The 16,982-nt window shown below is 67.1% G+C and carries 15 protein-coding genes; 8 read left to right on the forward strand and 7 right to left on the reverse strand.

Annotated elements, in window-relative coordinates:
* The first annotated feature begins 220 nt into the window (after positions 1-220).
* The 7 genes from U0042_RS12000 to U0042_RS12030 all read left to right on the forward strand — a co-directional run bounded on the left by U0042_RS12000 (position 221) and on the right by U0042_RS12030 (position 10,804).
* Entirely contained in the window at positions 221-2,731 is a 2,511-nt protein-coding gene (locus U0042_RS12000) for an acyl-CoA dehydrogenase (protein ID WP_114814652.1), read from the forward strand.
* 125 nt (positions 2,732-2,856) lie between these two features.
* The gene (locus tag U0042_RS12005) at positions 2,857-4,272 is read left to right on the forward strand and encodes a 3-oxoacyl-ACP reductase (protein WP_114814653.1); all 1,416 of its coding nucleotides are present in this window, start codon (positions 2,857-2,859) and stop codon (positions 4,270-4,272) included.
* A gap of 8 nt (positions 4,273-4,280) precedes the next feature.
* Positions 4,281-5,204, forward strand: coding sequence for a MaoC/PaaZ C-terminal domain-containing protein (locus U0042_RS12010; RefSeq protein ID WP_114814666.1), 924 nt, complete (start codon positions 4,281-4,283; stop codon positions 5,202-5,204).
* Positions 5,205-5,268: 64 nt separating this feature from the next.
* Positions 5,269-6,570, forward strand: coding sequence for an acetyl-CoA C-acetyltransferase (locus tag U0042_RS12015; RefSeq protein ID WP_114814654.1), 1,302 nt, complete (start codon positions 5,269-5,271; stop codon positions 6,568-6,570).
* A 64-nt stretch (positions 6,571-6,634) separates the two neighbouring features.
* Positions 6,635-8,425 carry an AMP-binding protein gene (locus U0042_RS12020; protein WP_114814655.1) on the forward strand — a complete coding sequence of 597 codons (1,791 nt, stop codon included), beginning with the start codon at positions 6,635-6,637 and terminating at the stop codon, positions 8,423-8,425.
* A gap of 198 nt (positions 8,426-8,623) precedes the next feature.
* Positions 8,624-9,610 (forward strand): DUF1571 domain-containing protein, encoded by a 987-nt coding sequence (locus tag U0042_RS12025; protein WP_419150525.1) that lies wholly within the window; start codon positions 8,624-8,626, stop codon positions 9,608-9,610.
* Positions 9,611-10,051: 441 nt separating this feature from the next.
* Positions 10,052-10,804: a M48 family metalloprotease gene (locus tag U0042_RS12030; RefSeq protein ID WP_114814656.1), complete on the forward strand. Its 753-nt coding sequence runs from the start codon at positions 10,052-10,054 to the stop codon at positions 10,802-10,804.
* Between the two features lie 78 nt (positions 10,805-10,882).
* Here the strand turns inward: U0042_RS12030 and U0042_RS12035 are convergent, their stop codons facing one another.
* The 6 genes from U0042_RS12035 to U0042_RS12060 form a co-directional block, all read right to left on the reverse strand.
* Positions 10,883-11,341 (reverse strand): hypothetical protein, encoded by a 459-nt coding sequence (locus U0042_RS12035; protein WP_157977902.1) that lies wholly within the window; start codon positions 11,339-11,341, stop codon positions 10,883-10,885.
* Positions 11,342-11,373: 32 nt separating this feature from the next.
* On the reverse strand, positions 11,374-12,954 hold the full coding sequence (locus tag U0042_RS12040) for an FAD-binding oxidoreductase (protein WP_114814658.1): 1,581 nt from the start codon (positions 12,952-12,954) through the stop codon (positions 11,374-11,376).
* Between the two features lie 89 nt (positions 12,955-13,043).
* Positions 13,044-13,547, reverse strand: coding sequence for a hypothetical protein (locus U0042_RS12045; protein ID WP_327205054.1), 504 nt, complete (start codon positions 13,545-13,547; stop codon positions 13,044-13,046).
* A gap of 291 nt (positions 13,548-13,838) precedes the next feature.
* Positions 13,839-14,681: an anti-sigma factor family protein gene (locus U0042_RS12050; protein WP_232833646.1), complete on the reverse strand. Its 843-nt coding sequence runs from the start codon at positions 14,679-14,681 to the stop codon at positions 13,839-13,841.
* The gene (locus U0042_RS12055; protein WP_114815352.1) at positions 14,678-15,217 is read right to left on the reverse strand and encodes an RNA polymerase sigma factor; all 540 of its coding nucleotides are present in this window, start codon (positions 15,215-15,217) and stop codon (positions 14,678-14,680) included. The genes U0042_RS12050 and U0042_RS12055 overlap by 4 nt, the downstream gene beginning before the upstream one ends.
* An 11-nt stretch (positions 15,218-15,228) precedes the next feature.
* Positions 15,229-15,369, reverse strand: a complete 141-nt coding sequence (locus U0042_RS12060; protein WP_198665451.1) for a hypothetical protein — start codon at positions 15,367-15,369, stop codon at positions 15,229-15,231.
* A 319-nt stretch (positions 15,370-15,688) separates the two neighbouring features.
* On the opposite strand from U0042_RS12060, the gene hfq reads away from it, so the two are divergent.
* A complete protein-coding gene (gene hfq / locus U0042_RS12065; protein WP_114815337.1) occupies positions 15,689-16,162 on the forward strand; it encodes an RNA chaperone Hfq in 474 nt (157 codons plus the stop codon).
* Positions 16,163-16,402: 240 nt separating this feature from the next.
* Here hfq and U0042_RS12070 read toward each other — a convergent pair whose 3' ends face one another.
* On the reverse strand, positions 16,403-16,630 hold the full coding sequence (locus U0042_RS12070) for a hypothetical protein (RefSeq protein ID WP_232833647.1): 228 nt from the start codon (positions 16,628-16,630) through the stop codon (positions 16,403-16,405).
* Positions 16,631-16,982 lie beyond the last annotated feature (352 nt).

Below are 16,982 nucleotides of genomic sequence, written 5' to 3' on the forward strand. Positions count from 1 at the left end.
TGCGAGGCGTGGGGGTGGCCGCGCCTCGCACAACCCGAAACATGGCCGCGAGACACAACCGGCCAACACAATGACCTGACACGGTTCACTAACAAGACAACACCAAGACCGGCTCAAAACCGGCAACAACAGCACGGCCTCAGCCAGTCACGGGCTGGCACGCGCCCGCTGTCATCGGCGCGAACAGGTCGCAGACAGGCAAATCAGGGAGGAATACGTCATGTCGTGGTTCATCGTTGCGTTCGTCATCGGCGCGGCCGCGCTGCTTTATGTCGAGGCCCGTGCGTGGTGGTGGCTCGCCGCATCGATCGTATGGGTGGGCACCGCATACCTTGCCGGCGTTGCGGGCATGGCCGGCACCGCGCTGCTCGCAGTCGTCGTGGTGCTGCCCGCGCTGTTGCTCGCGCTCAAGCCGCTGCGCCGCGCATGGCTCGCGCGGCCGGTGCTCGATATATTCCGCCGCATCCTGCCCGAGATGTCGCCCACCGAGCGCGATGCCATCGAAGCCGGCACCGTATGGTGGGACGCCGAACTGTTCGCCGGACGCCCGCATTGGGACACGCTGCTCGCGCACGGCCCGGCCACGTTGAGCACGGAGGAACAGGCGTTCCTCGATCATGAATGCGAGGAGTTGTGCCATCTCGCGAACGACTGGGACACCACGGCCGTCTGGCAGGACCTCTCGCCGCAGGCATGGCGCTACATCAAGGAGCAAGGCTTTCTCGGCATGATCATTCCGAAGCGCTACGGCGGCAGGGAATTCTCCGCGTACGCGCATTCGCAGGTCATCATGAAGCTCGCCACGCGCTGCTCGGCCGCGGCCGTCTCCGTCATGGTGCCCAATTCGCTCGGCCCCGCTGAACTGCTCATGCACTACGGCACCGAAGAGCAGAAGAACCACTATTTGCCGCGCCTCGCGCGCGGCGAAGAGATTCCGTGCTTCGCGCTCACGAGTCCCTATGCCGGGTCCGACGCGGCCGCCATTCCCGACGTCGGCATCGTCTGCAAGGGGCTGTTCGAAGGCCGCGAGACGCTCGGCTTTCGCGTGACCTGGGAGAAGCGCTACATCACGCTCGGCCCCATCGCCACCGTGCTCGGCCTCGCGTTTCGCGCGCTCGACCCCGACCATCTGCTCGGCGCCGACGACGAGCCCGGCATCACCTGCGCGCTGATTCCCACGACGCACCCCGGCGTGCAGATCGGCCGGCGCCACTGGCCGCTCAACGCCGTGTTCCAGAACGGCCCGAACTGGGGCAAGGACGTGTTCATCCCACTCGAGTGGGTGATCGGCGGCCGTGCGCAGGTGGGCAACGGCTGGCGCATGCTGATGGAGTGCCTCGCCGCGGGACGCGCCATCTCGCTGCCTTCGTCGAACGTCGGCATGGCGAAGCTCGCGGTGCGCGGCACCGGCGCCTACGCCGCCGTGCGCCGGCAGTTCCGCACCGCGATTGGCCGCTTCGAGGGCGTGCAGGAAGCGCTGGGCCGCATGGGCGGGCATCTCTACGTGATGGACGCGGCGCGCCGGCTCTCGGCGCAGGCCGTGGACCTGGGCGAGAAGCCCTCGGTCATCTCGGCCATCGCGAAATATCACATCACGGAGCGTGCCCGCAAAGTGATCAACGACGGCATGGACGTCGTCGCCGGCAAGGGCATCTGCATGGGGCCGTCGAACTTTCTCGCGCGCGCCTATCAGCAGATCCCCATCGCGATCACCGTGGAGGGCGCGAATATCCTCACGCGCTGCCTGATCATCTTCGGCCAGGGCGCGATACGCTGCCACCCTTACGTGCTCAAGGAAATGACGGCCACGCGCGAAAGCCGCAACGAAGCCCATTACCCGCGCGCGCTGCGCGAGTTCGACGCGGCATTCTTCGGGCACCTGAACTTCACGCTCTCGAACGCGGTGCGCAGCGTGGTCTACGGTCTCACAGGCGGTCGCTTCATTCGCGCGCCGCGCCGCGCCGATGCCGCGCTCGCGCCGTTCTATCGCGCGGCCACGCGTTTGTCCGTGGTGTTCGCGCTGCTCGCGGACGTTTCGATGTTCGTGCTGGGTGGCGATCTCAAGCGGCGCGAGCGCATTTCGGGACGGCTCGGCGACGTGCTCGCGCAGCTTTATCTGATCTCCGCCACGCTCAAGCGCTACGAGGACGACGGCCGCCAACAGGACGATCTGCCGCTCGTGTGCTGGGGCGTGGAAGATGCGCTCTTCACAGCGCAACAGGCCATCGACGGCGTGCTCGCGAATTACCCGAACCGCGTGGTCGCGTGGCTCGTGCGCGCGCTGGCGTTCCCGTTCGGCCTGCCGCATCGCGCGCCCTCCGATGCGCTCGGCACGCAGATCGCCGAACTCATGCAGACGCCGGGTGCCGCGCGCGAGCGTCTCGTCGCGGATTCGTACGTGCCGCCTGTCGACGTGGATGCGATCGGCTACGGCGAACTGGTCTTTGCGCTGAGCCCGCGCGTGGCCGCCATCGAGCGCAGGCTGCGCGACGCCGTGCACGCGGGCAGGCTCGCGCCGATGCCGCAAAGCATGGCCGCGCTCGCCGCGTGGACCGCGAGCGCCCAGCAGCAAGGCTTGATCGATGCAGACGAACGGCGAACGCTCGACGACTATGCGCGTTATGTGGCCGAGGCCGTCAAGGTGGACGACTTCCCACCGGACTTCGACATGCTCGCCGGTCTGCAGAAACGCCGCGAAGCGCTGGAAAGGGCGATGGATCTGGCCGCGTGAACGAAAAACGAGCGGACCCACGAGCAGAACAACGCCCGAAACGAAGCACCAGACCGGGCACAAAACAAGACACGGAACAAAGCGCGTGAAAACGCGCCCATCCCACTACGAGGACCACCACGAAGATGAACGACGCTTACCTGAACTTCGTGAACTCGCCGCTCGGCGGCAAGCTCGTGCGCACGCTAGGGCTGCCGAAGCCCGAGGTGTTGCGCCGCTATCGCGCGGACCAGCCCGAGTTCGACGGGCTTGTCGCGATCGGCGCCGGCCGCGAGCCGCAATGTCTCGATGCGCTCGCGGGCGTGATCGCGCGGCTCGGCATGACGAGCGTGGCCCACGAGAGCGCGGCGTTATGGATGCCGCTCGCGGCCCGGCACGGTCTCATGACGGGCCGCTTCGAGCCCGTGGATGCAGGCTCTCCCGCGCGCGTGAACGCGTTGATCTTCGACGCGTCGGGCATCGACGACAGCCGGCATCTGGAACCGCTCTACACGTTCTTTCACGACGCGCTGCGCTCTGTTGCGCGCTGCGGGCGGCTCGTCGTGCTGGGCCGCACGCCGCAGCTTTGCGCGAGCGCGCGGCAATGGACCGCGCAGCGCGCGCTCGAAGGCTTCGTGCGTTCACTCGGCAAAGAGGCACGGCGCGGCATGACCGCGAATCTCATCTACGTGGCGCCGGATGCGGCGCACGGCATCGAATCGACGCTGCGCTTTCTGCTCTCGCCACGCTCGGCGTATGTGTCGGGCCAGGTCGTGCGAATCGAAAGCGCCCCTGCCGTGCAGGCGCTTACCGACACGTTCGACTGGCAACGTCCCCTCGCCGGCCGCCGTGCGATGGTGACGGGCGCCGCGCGCGGCATCGGCGCGGCGATTGCGCACGAACTGGCGGCCCAGGGCGCGCACGTGACGGGCATCGACATTCCCGCGGCCCGCGACGCACTCGACTCGACGATGCGCCACATCGCCGGCACGGCCCTCGCCTTCGACATCACCGCGCCCGAAGCGCCAGCCAACATCGCGGCGGCACTCGACGAGAAGGGCATCGACATCGTCGTGCACAACGCCGGCATCACGAAAGACAAGACCGTGGCGAAGATGAGCGTCGACGCATGGCGCAGCGTGATCGACATCAACCTGAGCGCACAGGAACGCATCGACGATGCGCTGCTCGACGCCGGCACGTTGCGCGACGGCGGACGCATCGTCTGCGTGTCGTCGATCGGCGGCATTGCAGGCAACGTGGGACAAATCAATTACGCGGCCTCGAAGGCCGGCGTGATCGGGCGCGTGGAAAGCATGGCCACGCCGTTGCGTGCGCGCGGCATCACGATCAACGCGGTGGCGCCCGGCTTCATCGAAACGCAGATGACCGCGAAGATGCCGCTCGCGATTCGCGAAGCCGGCCGTCGCATGAACTCGATGAGCCAGGGCGGGCAGCCCGTGGACGTGGCGCAGACCATCGCGTGGCTCGCGCATCCCGGCAGTGCGGGCGTGACGGGCCAGGTGGTACGCGTGTGCGGTCAGAGCCTGATTGGAGCGTAGCCGTGAGCATCGGGCAGCCGTCGGGCAGCGGGCACGAACAGCGGAACGCAGACGCGCCACGGCGTGCGAAGACGGTCGTGGTGGACCGCGTGCCCGCGCCCGCGACGCTCTACGCGCGCACACTCGCCGGGCTCACGCGGCGCCATCGCGCGGGCGTGCTGCCGGCGCTGCGCCTCGTGCGTCCCACGGTGACGCTCGACCCGCTCGCGATGGAGCGCTACGCGCGCGTGTGCGGCTTCATTCCCGAGCACGGCGTGCCGCTCACGTTCGTTCATGTGCTCGCGTTCCCGCTGCATCTCATGCTACTCACGGACCCCGCATTTCCATGGTCGGCGCCCGGCATCGTGCACCTCGCGAATCACGTGCACCTGCGCAAGCCGCTTGCCGAAGGTGACGTGCTGCGCGTGGAGGCCGAGTTCGGCGCGCTGCTGCGTCACGAGAAAGGCCAGGCGTTCGTCGTGAATTCGCGCGTGTACCGGCGCGGCGAAGCCGTCTGGGACGGCGAGAGCGTGTACCTGAAGCGCGGCATCAATGCAGCGGGCGACCCGCTCGGCAACATGGCGTTCGAGCGCGACGCACTTGCGCGGCTCGCGCGCTGGCAATTGCCGCGGCAACTCGGCCGCGACTATGCGAGCGTCTCCGGGGACTACAACCCGATCCACCTCACCGCGCTCACCGCGAAGGCGTTCGGCTTTCCGCGCGCCATCGCGCACGGCATGTGGACGCTCGCGCGCGCGTGCGCGGCACTGCAGCCGCCGAAGCCGCTCGCCAGTGCAAGCGCCAGCGCCGAATTCAAGCTGCCGCTCGCGCTGCCCGGTGAGGCGTCGCTCTGGAGCGCGGCCACCTCGCTCGTGGAACGCGAGTTCGAGGTGCGCGACGCCGCCGGCGAGAAGCCGCATCTGCGCGGCCGGTTTCAATGGGTGCTGCGATGAATGGCTCGCGCCGTCGCAAAGCCATTACAACGATTGCCTGTCAAACCACGACCAGGAGCCTTGCATGACTTTGCCGCTTCCCGCCGTGCGCCGCGTCGCGATTGTCGGCGGCAACCGCATTCCGTTTGCCCGTTCGAACACCGCCTACGCCACCGCGTCGAATCAGGACATGCTCACGTTCGCACTGCAAGGGCTTATCGATCGTTTCAACCTGCATGGCGAGCGGCTGGGCGAAGTGGCCGCGGGCGCGGTCATCAAGCATTCGCGCGACTTCAACCTCACGCGCGAGTCCGTGCTTTCCACCACGCTCGCGAAGGAAACGCCCGCGTACGACGTGCAGCAAGCCTGCGGCACAGGCCTCGAAGCCGCGCTGCTCGTGGCGGGCAAGATCGCGCTCGGGCAGATCGAGGCCGGCATCGCGGGCGGCGTGGATACGACCTCGGACGCGCCCATCGGCGTGAACGAGAAGATGCGCAAGATCCTGCTCGAAGCGAATCGCGGCCGAAGCACCGCGGCGCGCGTGGGCGCGCTCGCGAAGCTGCGCCCCGGCATGCTCGTGAAGCCGCAATTGCCGCGCAACGTCGAGCCGCGCACGGGGCTGTCCATGGGCGAGCATTGCGAGCTGATGGCCAAGCGCTGGAACATCGCGCGCGAAGCGCAGGACGCGCTCGCGCTGGAAAGCCATCGCAAGCTGGCCGCGGCTTACGAGCGCGGCTTCTTCAACGACCTCATGACGCCCTACCGCGGCCTCACGCGCGACAACAATCTGCGCCCCGACGTGACCGCCGAAAAGCTCGCCTCGCTCACGCCCGTGTTCGACCGCGACGCCGGCACGATGACGGCCGGCAACTCGACGCCGCTCACGGACGGCGCTTCGGCCGTGCTGCTCGCAAGCGAAGCCTGGGCCGCGGCGCGCGGGCTGCCCGTACTCGCTTATCTCAGCGCCTACGAGACGGCCGCCGTGGATTTCTTCGAGAAGAAGGAAGGTCTGCTGATGGCGCCGGCGTATGCGGTACCGCGCATGCTCGCGCGCGTGGGCCTCATGTTGCAGGACTTCGACCTCTACGAGATCCACGAGGCCTTCGCGGCGCAGGTGCTCTGCACGCTCGCCGCCTGGCAGGACGACGAGTACTGCCGCACGCAGTTGCAGCTCGACGCGCCGCCCGGTCCCATCGATGCCGCGAAGCTCAACGTGAACGGCGGATCGCTCGCGACGGGGCACCCGTTCGCGGCCACGGGCGGCCGGCTCGTGGCGAGCCTCGCGAAGATGCTCGCCCAGCTCGACAAACCCGAAGGCACGGCGCGCGGCCTCATCTCGATCTGCGCGGCGGGCGGCCAGGGCGTGGTGGCGATACTGGAGCGCTAGCCTCGCCGTTCCGCCCGCGCGCACGCACCCGATTTCCCTACAAGAATAGTCAGGAGACGAAGCGATGAACCAACCTATCTCAACGGCACCGACAGTGCCCACCGTGCCGACAGTGCCCACGGCGGGCGCCGGCTCGACCAGACCCGCGCCCAACACCGACGGCATCTGGTACGCCTCGTATCCGGCCGACGTGCCGCGCGAGATCGACGTCAACCAGTACGCGTCCATCGTCCAGTTCTTCGACGAATGCATCGAACAGTTTCGCGAGCGCGTGGCCTACGTGAGCGTGGGCGAGGAAATGACCTACGGCGAACTCGCGCGCAAGGCGACGGCGCTCGCGGCGTACCTGCAGTCCATCGGCGTGAAGCCCGGCGACTGCGTGGCCATCATGCTGCCCAACACGTTCCAGTACCCCGTGTCGCTCTTCGGCGTGCTCAAGGCAGGCGGCATCGTCGTCAATGTGAATCCGCTCTATACCGTGCGCGAGCTTGCGCATCAATTGAAGGACAGCGGTGCGCAAACCATCATCGTGTTCGAGAACTTCGCGAAGACCGTGCAGGACGCGCTGCCCGGCACGCAGGTGCGCAACGTGATCGTGACGGCGCTGGGCGACCTGCTCGCGGATGGGCTCAACCTGAAGGGCCGGCTCATCAACTTCGTGCTGAAGCGCGTGAAAAAGATGGTGCCCGAGTACCGGCTGCCCGGCGCGGTGCGGCTGCTCGATGCGCTCGCGCTCGGCTACAGCCGCCCGCATACGCCCGTGCAGGCGAGCCACGACGACATCGCGTTCCTGCAATACACGGGCGGCACCACGGGCGTGGCGAAGGGCGCGATGCTCACGCATCGCAACATCATCGCGAACCTGCTACAGGCGAAGGCGTGGTCGGCGGGCCAGCTCACGGGCGAAGTCGAAACGGTGCTCACGCCGCTGCCGCTCTATCACATCTACTCGCTCACGGTGAACGCACTCATCTTCATGGGACTCGGCGGCCGCAACATCCTGATTGCGAATCCGCGCGACACAGCGCGCGTGATGAAGATCATCCGCCACGAGAGGTTCACGGGCATCACCGCGGTCAATACGCTCTACAACGCGTTCCTCGACAACGAGGAATTCCGCAAGCGCGACTTCTCCGGTCTCAAGCTCGCCATGGCGGGCGGCATGGCCACGCAGAAGGCCGTGGCCGAGCGCTTCAAGGCCGTGACGGGCAAGCCAATCATCGAGGGCTACGGGCTCACGGAGTGCTCGCCCATCGTCGCGATGAATCCCGTGGATCTTTCGAACCTGCACGACTTCGAGGGGTCGATCGGCGTGCCTGCGCCGTCCACCCAGGTGCGCTTCAGGAAGGACGACGGCAGCTGGGCCAACATCGGCGAGCCGGGCGAGCTGTGCGTGAAGGGGCCGCAGGTCATGAAGGGCTACTGGAACCGCCCGGACGAAACCGCGAAAGTGTTCGACGAAGACGGCTGGCTTGCGACCGGCGACATCGGCGTGATGGATGCGCGCGGCTTCATCCGGCTCATCGACCGCAAGAAGGACATGATCCTCGTCTCGGGCTTCAACGTGTATCCGAACGAAGTGGAAGACGTGATCGCGATGCACCCCGATGTGCGCGAAGTGGCGGCCATCGGCGTACCCGACCCCGCACACGGCGAGCACGTAAAGGTGTTCGTGGTGCGGCGCGACCCGTCGCTCACGGCCGAGGCGGTCATCCAGTTCAGCCGCAAGCATCTGACCGGCTACAAGGTGCCGAAGGAAGTGGAGTTCCGCGAGTCGCTGCCGCAGACCAACGTAGGCAAGATCCTGCGCCGCGAATTGCGCGACGAGGAACTGCGGAAGCAAACGCGCGGCTGAACCGTTTACTCTTCCATTTGCCTGCGTCGAGGGGCCCTGGCGGCTCCTCTCGCTCAACATGGAGAGTGAACGATGGAGCATCCACCGGCGGCAGGGCGCGGCCACGCCTTGCTTGCGTTTGTCTTGCAGCGGTTGTGGGGGCGTGGTGGGGATATTGCGCTGAGCCGGCGTGTCGGCATTCGGGTCGCCGCGTTGATGATGGCAGTGGCCGCAACGGTGGCGCCGGTGCCCGCGGCCTCGGCTGCGGCTGCGGCTGCCCAGCAGGCCGGCGAGGACGCCGTCGCGAGCGACGCGAACGCAAACTCAGACCCAGCCGGCACGGCCGTTTCCACCGATGCACCGGCCAACACCACCGCCGACGTGGCCGCCACCGCGCTGCCCTCTGCCTCGCCCCGCATCGCCAACGTACCGCCTGCTCAGGCCGGCCGGCTCGCGCCCGACGCGCAGGTCGCCTGGCTCGCGCACGCCGCGCAAACCGGTCTGCTCGAAAAGCTCGACGACGGCCAGCTCGTCTCGCTGTTCGAATCGTTCGATCCGCTCACGCTGCCGCGCTATCTCGCCACCGGTGCGGGCGGCTACCCCTCGTACGAGTTCACCATGTGGCGCAGCGAGCGCGTGCGCGGCATCTGGCCGGGCAAGCCCGATCACATGCTCGTGCGGCTCGCGCACGACCCGCTGCGTATCTACGCGAAGTGGCTGCCCGACGGCGCGCACGCAGGCCAGGAGGTGCTTTACGACGCGTCGAAGCGCCGCGACGAAATGTATGGCCACCTGGGCGGCCTGCTCAACGTGATGCCGCTGTGGGCGTCGCTCGACGGCGTACTCGCCCGCGCCCAGTCGAACCATCGCGTGACCGATCTGGGTACGGCGTTCATCGTTCGCCAGTACCTTGCCGAAGGCACGAAGTTCGCCGAAGCGGGCATCACGCACCCGAGCCGGATCGAAGTAAAGACGATGAACGGCGTGCGCGTGGTCGCGTTCACGTGGGAGACCCCGACGGGCCGGCCCGCCTTCTACGCGAAGAAGGAAGTGCTGGGGCTCGATCTGCGGCATCCCTGGTTTCGCACCATCGAGTCCTACGACAACGACGGCAGGATTTTCGAGCGCATCGTATTCGAACATATCTCGCCGAAGACTTTCGACGATCTCATGTTCGACCCGAAGAATCCCGAGTACCGGTTTTGAATGAAGGCGCCGCTGCCATTTCACATTATCGGAATGGGGAATGCGAAATGCGGAATGCAATGACGAGAAAAGTCCGGCGGCGCGCAACTGCCCCATCAAACCGGTTCACCTCAATTGAATGTCAATAATCGTCACGATTCGCTTTTCCAGCGGCCTTTTTTGACTTTCGCCGGCTGATACCGCAAACGATACGTGCTACCGTGGCACGGCGTTTGGGCCGCCGCCGGTACGCCACCGATGTGCGTCCCCATCGCATCGAAGAAAGCTTGATATACAACAAGCTTATTTAATTCCGGGTCACACGCGACGCAATCGATATTCGCGGCCATTATCGTTCAACAATGCGGCTGCACCCGCAATCGAATTATCGGGAATGGGCAGAAATAAACGATCGAATGCGTGCTGCACGACTCGTCTGAACTTTTATTCAGGAGAATAACAATGTCGATTTCCCGACGTACGTTTTTCACCCTCGGCGGCTACGCCATGCTGTGCGGCTGCAGCGGCGTGAGCACCGATGCCCTCGTCAATTCCGGCATGAAGCTGGGCCAGGCCGCCACCCTCTCCGACACAGACGTGAAGTCGCTCAGCGACCAGGCCTGCGTCCTGCACGACAAGAACGCGAAGATCGCGCCGGTCGGCGGCAAATATCAGCAACGGCTCGCGCACGTGATGAAGCAGCTCGACAGCCAGGTCAACGGCCAACCGGTCAACGCCCGCGTCTACATCACGAAGGACGTGAACGCATGGGCCATGGCCAACGGCCAGGTGCGCGTCTACAGCGGTCTGATGGACCTCATGACCGACGACGAGCTGCGCGGCGTGATCGGCCACGAAATGGGACACGTGGCGCTCGGCCACACGAAGCACGCCATGCAGGTGGCCTACGCGACCTCCGCCGCGCGCTCGGCGGCGTCCTCGGCCGGCGGCGTGGCCGGCGCGCTGTCGGCGTCGCAGCTCGGCGACGTGTCGGAGAAGTTCATCCAGGCGCAGTTCTCGCAATCGCAGGAAAGCGCCGCAGACGACTACTCTTTCGACCTGCAACGTCGCAAAGGCCTCGATCCGTCCGGCCTCGTGACGGCATTCAACAAGCTCGCGAAACTCGACGGCGGCCAGTCGAGCATGATGAGTTCGCACCCCTCCTCGCCCGCGCGCGCGAAGCACATCCAGGACCGGCTTTCCGCCAAGGCCTGACGCGCACTGGCGTCCAGGGTCGCTCAAGCGTCCAGGCGGAAGCCGTGGCGACACGGCTTCCGGCGCCCACGCAGACGCTCACGAAGCCACCATCGTGAACCACACGTGTTCGGCAAGCGCGCCGCGCAGATCGTCGCGACGCGCGCCACCCATCGTCTCGCTGCGCACCTGCCAGCTGAAGGCGCGCTCCATGTGCGCGAGCCGCGACAGCACGAAGAAGTCCGACGGCCGCGCGATGCCCACCAACGTCCACGGCTGGCGCGGTGCGCTCTGCGCCCGCAGGAGTTCGGGCATCAACGCGCCGTACCACGCATCGGCGATGTCTTCGCCAATGGGCACGCAAGGCAGCCGGTCCAGCGCGGCGTAAGCCGTGGACCCTGCGTCGCGCACATAGCGCGCGAACTCGTGCTTCGCGACGAGCGCCTCGTCGAACAGCACGATGGCGCCGGCCTTGCCCGCCGCCCACACCGTCCACGGCGACAGGCACAAGCCGGCGGCGAGTCCGCCTCCTGTCATCACGAATCTGCGTCTGTCCACGTCGCGCCTTTTCCTCGCCCCGCTCCGCCCGTTCACGTATAGCCGCGCGCACCGCGCCACGCGCGCGGCCACACGCCCTGCTTGCCCGGCGAGAGCACGCCTTGCGGGTCGAGTGCGTCCTTGATCGTTTCGGCAAGGCGCAGCAGCGCCCCGTCGTTGAAGCTGTACTGCGCGGCGGCGAAGTCCATCCACGCGAGATGCGAGCGGTACACGCCGTAGCCCGCCGCGCGCGCATCGCTCATCAATGCGCGCATGAGGTCGCGCGCCTGCTGCGTAAGGAGCGCGTCTCCGGACGGAAAAATTGCCGAGAAGATGTGATGCAGATGCCGGCCGCCCGCGGTGAAGCCGCCGTAGTAGTCGAAGCCGTATTCGGCGGCGCGCGTCTTCACGAGCGTGTACTGGCGCATGGTGTCGCTGCCCGTGGCGGGACAGAGCGGCGAAAAATCCACGTGCGCCCCCGTGCCGCCGCGCCAGTCGAGCATGCGAAAGGCGCTCATCGCGGGAATGCCGGCGCGGTTGCGCGCGCCGCCGGCCGTGGGCGCTTCGTCGCCAGCGTACTTCGTCACGATGAAACGGGCGTCGCGCAGGCCGGCGAACGCGCGCTCGACGAGCCGGTACTGCGCCGCCATCACGTCGGGGTCGCCGTAGAGCCCGAAATGCAGGTTCCATCTGCCTACGCCGAGCTGCTTCGTCATCGACGCCACGACGCTTTCGGGCATCGCGCCCGGACCGTCGTACCAGCGCTCGCGCGGCGAGAGTCCCGCGGCGCGACGGATCGCGCCTTCAATCACGGCATGCTGACCGATCGTACCTGCGAGCTGCAGCGGTCGCAGCGTTTCGACGAGCGGCGCGAGATCGTCTTCGCGCGGCAACTGCACTTCGACGATCCAGTACGCGGGCGGCGCCGGCATCAGCCACACGCCGAGCTTCGTCACGATGCCGTAGTTCGACTGCATGAAGAGCGGATCGAACTGCGGGCCGTAGCCGTAGCGATAGAGCTGCCAGGCGGTGCCCGTATCGATGCCGCCCATGCCCGTGCGCACCACGTCGCCGTTTGCGAGCACCACTTCCATGCCGCACTGCGTGGCCGCGTGGTCGCCGTAGGGCGTGTAGCCGAAGCCGCGTTCGAGCGTGTTGCCCATCACGCTGCCCCAGCCCGCGGCGGGCGGGTCGGTCCAGAGCCGGTAACCGTGCGTGCGCAGGTGCTGGTACAGGTCGAAGTAGCTGACGCCCGGTTCCACGAGCGCGTAGCCGAGCGGCTCGTTCACTTCGAGAATGCGGTTCATCCGTTGCAGATCGAGCACCACCGAGCCGGCAAGCCGCGGCGCCGCGCCGCCGTAACCGTAGTTGCGGCCCGTGGAGACCGTCCATAGGGGAATGCTGTGCTCGTTGGCGACACGCAGAATGGCGCGCACTTCGTCGACGGACGCCGGCGTGAGCACGGCCGACGCCGAGAAGGCGCGCTCGCCGTCGCCGGGCGCGAACGGGTCGGCGTAGCGCGCGAGTTCGGCGGGCGTCGTCGACACCTGATTCGCACCGACGACGGCGCCGAACGCGGCAAGGGCCTGCGCAAAACGCGCGGCGGACACATGGGGTGGCAAGGTGGGCATCATGTGGGGCGAGCGCGGCTTGCGCCTCGTCGGGTTGCGTCGATCACGGTGGGGCGTCGTGGGTGCGTCTTGGCTGCATGGGGAGCGCGTGGTCAGCGCCGCCCGCCCCCCATACCGCCCCCCATACCGCCATGCATGCCGCCGCCCCACGCGTGCATGCCGGCGCCATGGAAACCACCGTGGTCATGAAAGCCGTGATCGTGAAAGCCGTGGTCATAAAAACTGCCGCCATACGACCCATGATGGTGGTGATGAAAACCGTCGAAGAACACGAATCCGCCGCCCACCACCGTGACGGGCGCGGCCCCGTACCACCAGTCATCATAGTAGTCGGCATAGGGGCCCGGATAGACGACGGCGGTGGGCGGGCTCGCGTCCGTCGTCTGCCATGTGCCGTCCGGCTGCCGGCACGCGGTGCCGCGCACGGTTTGCGGCTGGCTGTCGATGTCGGCTGTGGTCGTGATCGTGCGGCACAGCGTGTCGTTCAGCGGCACGGCTGCCACGGGTTGCACGGCCTCGCTCGGCGGCGGCACGGCGCAACCGTACAGCGTCGCGGCGAGCGCGAATCCCAGGGTACGAGGAAAGGTTTTCGGCATGACGTTCGTCCTGCAACAGGACCGTCAACGGGCGCGTACCTGCACGCACGGGTCATGCGGCGCCGTCGACGGTTGAGTCTCGCAACGGCCCGGGCCTGTCGTCGGCGTGCCACTGCCGTGAGCGATGCGCGCGGCGCTGCCTCGCTGAAGCAATGTTGCGAAGCGCGTTCGCGTCGGCACGGTCGCGCGCCGTGAGGCCGGGTCTGCACGTCGTAAACGTCTGGCCGGGTTCACGCTATTCCGGCATCCCGGCGCGACTGTTGCGGGCCCTATTACGCGATGTTTCGCACGTCACCACTGGTCCGGCTTGCCGCCGAGCGCGGTGCAGACATCCACGGCGATCGCATGCAGGCGACCTTCGGGCAGTTGCCCGGAGAGCGCGTAGCCGGTGCGGTCGGTGATCCAATAGATGGTGCGCCGCTCGCCTTCGCGCAACGTGCGCAGCGCGGCGGTCTGGTTCTTCGCGCCCGTCACGTAGAGCGTGAGCCGCGTGCCGGCCGCGTTCTCGTACATGAACTGCGCGGCCGGCCCGCTTTCGCCCGGCAGCAGACGGCCGCCCACGAGCGTATAGCCGTAGTCGTCAAGCGAGGGGACGGAGAGCGGCCGCTCGAGCCGTTTGGAGAGCCAGGCAACGAGCTGTGCCTGATCGTCCGCCCCCACTTCCACGGGATGACGCTGCTCCGGCGAATAGACGGCGTAGGCCACGTCGGCGCGCTGCGCGAACGCGGCGGGCTTGCCGTAGTCGTCGTGATGCTGGAAGAGCGGCGGAACCACGGTCGCGAGCGTCGCGGCCAGCCCCGCACCCACGACGAGCCAGCACGCGGCCAGCCCCGCGCGCTGCCACCACGGCGTGCGCGCGCGCAGCACGACATAGGCCGCTTCATCGTTCGCTTTGCCGGACTGCACCGCGCACAGCGCGCGCAGCGCATTTCGCTGCGCGCGGTAGGCGGCCACGCGGCTCGCCGCTTCGGGGTCGGCGGCAAGCTGTGCCTCGAGTTCGGTGCGCGCGTGGGGCGGCAGCTCCGCATCGACGAACGCGGACAACGCCTGCAAGGCGCGGGCATCGAGCGCGTCGGCGGGCGGGTCGGCGTGATTGGCGTGGCCCCGGCCGTGGCTGTGGTCGTCGTTGTTCATCGCGAATTGCTCACTACGGTCAACGTGCAGGGCCGCGCCGCGGGCCCGGCGGCGAGCAGCATGCGCAGATGCTCGCGCGCGCGGGAGAGCCGCGACATCACCGTGCCGGCCGGCACCCCGAGCACGGCGGCCGCCTCGCTGTAGCTGAGTTCCTCCACACCGACGAGCAGCAACACCTCGCGCTGCTCGACGGTCAGGCAGTACAGCGCGCGCTCCACGTCGCGCAGCACGAGACCATCCACCTCGCTGCGCGGCGCTTCCAGGTTGCGCCAGGGCGCGCTTTCGTCATCGACGGCGAACTCGCGGCGGCCACGCAGCTGGTCCACGTAGAGATTGCGCAGAATCGTGAACAGCCACGCGCGCAGATTGCTATGCGGACGAAACGCGGACCAGCGCGAGAGCGCACGCTCGGCGGTGTCCTGCACGAGGTCGTCGGCCCACGCCGCGTCCCCTGTCAGGGCACGTGCGTAACGGCGCACCTGCGGCAACCAGCTGACGACTTCGGATTCGAAGTCTTGCGGCGGACGGCGAAGCACATCGCGGCTCGTCAATAACCGCCGCTGCTGCCGCTCGACTGACCGCTGCTGCCGGAATTCATGTCGCTGCCCGTCGAGCAGGCAGTGGCCAGCGATGACAGCGCAAGCGCGCAGAGCATCACGAAAAGAGAGAAAAGGCGCGGCGATTTCATGGGTCGTCTCCGAAAGACGTCTCGCGGCAGGCGGCGGCAACGCCGCACGTGTCGCGATGTCGGTGGGCAGGAAAGGCAGCCGCGGATGCGCGCTGCCTCTCACCTGAACGCGCGGCGACGCACGTTTATTCCAGGCGATCCGCCTTTCGTCGCTGGTAACGGGAAGTAACATGACGCTCGTGTAGTGCGCATGCTGGCGCAAGCGTCTATAGTGGGCGTGTTTGGTCTGTCAGCACGCGCTCGCCCCACACAGGGTAGAATCGCGGCGAGCAATCGTTTTCCCATTACTGCGGCGTTGCGCCGCCCGCCTCGAACATCCATGCCTTCCGCAGAATCGCATCCGCAAAACGACTTCATGAACGCCGCGCGCAAGGAACGCAAGCGCGTGGAGATTTACCTCGTCAACGGCATTCGCCTGACGGGTTGCATCGAGTCGTTCGATCAGTACCTAGTGATGCTGCGCACGCCCGTCGGCCTGCAAGGCATTTACAAGCGCGCCATTTCCACCATCCAGCTCGATACGGGCACGCGCCCCGGGCCGCGCACGGGTCGCCCGTCGCACGGCGAGCATGGCAGCACTCGTGGCCCGCATGGCATGCACGGCCCGCGTGAATCGCGCGAACCGCGCGACGCGCAAGGCTCGACCGGCGCGCCCTCACCCGGCGCCGAGCGTACGTCGTCGTCCGAAGGACCAGTGGTCGTCACGCGCCGCCGCAGGCTTTACGGCAATGCCGGTAACGGCGGCAGCGGCGGCCACGGCGACGGCGGCGGCCACTCCGGCGGTCACGAGTAATCGGCCGTCGGCGCGACAGGCGCTTCGGGTTGCGATGTGCCTGTCGCGTTGCCACCACATGACGTCATCGGACCGAATTTGCCCAAGGGCGCCCGCATGCGGCGCCCTTTGCGCACATGGACGCAACGCTTTTGCTCTCGAAACGATGATGTGATGAGGATCTGCAGCGTGCTGAGGTGATCCGCGCGAAGCGTATGTACCCGTGCCTGCGGCCACCGGCAGGCACGGCGCCGCACGTCGCTAGACAGGCGTGTTGTCGAGCCGCGCGAGCAGCATCTCGAGCCGTCTGTCCTGTTGCTGGGTGAGTTCGAAGTCGGTCTTGACGGCCAGTACCCGGCGGCGCCAATAGCCGGCGCTCAGGGGCCGCCGCATCGGCTGACGCGTGGCCCACTCCAGATGTTCCAGCTCGGCTTCGACCAGATGTGAGGCGTGGATGCGGCGCATCCGCTCCCTTCGGGCTGTTTCCATAGACGTGCACCTTGTTTGTGTGCGGAGAAAGAGCACGATGCGTGCCGCATCCGCGACACTCCGAAGACGAATGTCGTAACGGGAAATTGTAGAAATGCGGCGGCCTGTGGCAGGCCTCTACAAGGCTAGTACAGCCGTAACCTCAATGTAAGAATTGACGGCCAACTTTGCGGTGAAGCAAATGCCGGCAAGACGCTGAAAGTCCTGCTCGCCTTTCACGATAAACGTGGAGCGTGACATTTGCGTTTGGCTTTCATCCGATGTTTTGACGCGCCCCACGCCCAGATGGCATCGGAAGGTGTGGGGCCGGCACGGCTACCCCCTGCGCACCATTGAACTATGCTTCTCAGGA

The sequence above is a fragment of the Paraburkholderia kururiensis genome (assembly GCF_034424375.1).
Classification (GTDB): Bacteria; Pseudomonadota; Gammaproteobacteria; order Burkholderiales; family Burkholderiaceae; genus Paraburkholderia; species Paraburkholderia kururiensis_A.

Excerpts from the sequence above, each read along its gene's own strand:
- U0042_RS12050 (WP_232833646.1), bottom strand. The coding sequence starts at position 14,681 with ATGAACAACGACGACCACAGCCACGGCCGGGGCCACGCCAATCACGCC.
- U0042_RS12040 (WP_114814658.1), bottom strand. The coding sequence starts at position 12,954 with ATGATGCCCACCTTGCCACCCCATGTGTCCGCCGCGCGTTTTGCGCAG.
- U0042_RS12030 (WP_114814656.1), top strand. The coding sequence starts at position 10,052 with ATGTCGATTTCCCGACGTACGTTTTTCACCCTCGGCGGCTACGCCATG.
- U0042_RS12060 (WP_198665451.1), bottom strand. The coding sequence starts at position 15,369 with ATGAAATCGCCGCGCCTTTTCTCTCTTTTCGTGATGCTCTGCGCGCTT.
- U0042_RS12070 (WP_232833647.1), bottom strand. The coding sequence starts at position 16,630 with ATGGAAACAGCCCGAAGGGAGCGGATGCGCCGCATCCACGCCTCACAT.
- U0042_RS12000 (WP_114814652.1), top strand. The coding sequence starts at position 221 with ATGTCGTGGTTCATCGTTGCGTTCGTCATCGGCGCGGCCGCGCTGCTT.
- U0042_RS12020 (WP_114814655.1), top strand. The coding sequence starts at position 6,635 with ATGAACCAACCTATCTCAACGGCACCGACAGTGCCCACCGTGCCGACA.
- U0042_RS12015 (WP_114814654.1), top strand. The coding sequence starts at position 5,269 with ATGACTTTGCCGCTTCCCGCCGTGCGCCGCGTCGCGATTGTCGGCGGC.
- hfq (WP_114815337.1), top strand. The coding sequence starts at position 15,689 with ATGCCTTCCGCAGAATCGCATCCGCAAAACGACTTCATGAACGCCGCG.
- U0042_RS12045 (WP_327205054.1), bottom strand. The coding sequence starts at position 13,547 with ATGCCGAAAACCTTTCCTCGTACCCTGGGATTCGCGCTCGCCGCGACG.
- U0042_RS12005 (WP_114814653.1), top strand. The coding sequence starts at position 2,857 with ATGAACGACGCTTACCTGAACTTCGTGAACTCGCCGCTCGGCGGCAAG.
- U0042_RS12025 (WP_419150525.1), top strand. The coding sequence starts at position 8,624 with ATGGCAGTGGCCGCAACGGTGGCGCCGGTGCCCGCGGCCTCGGCTGCG.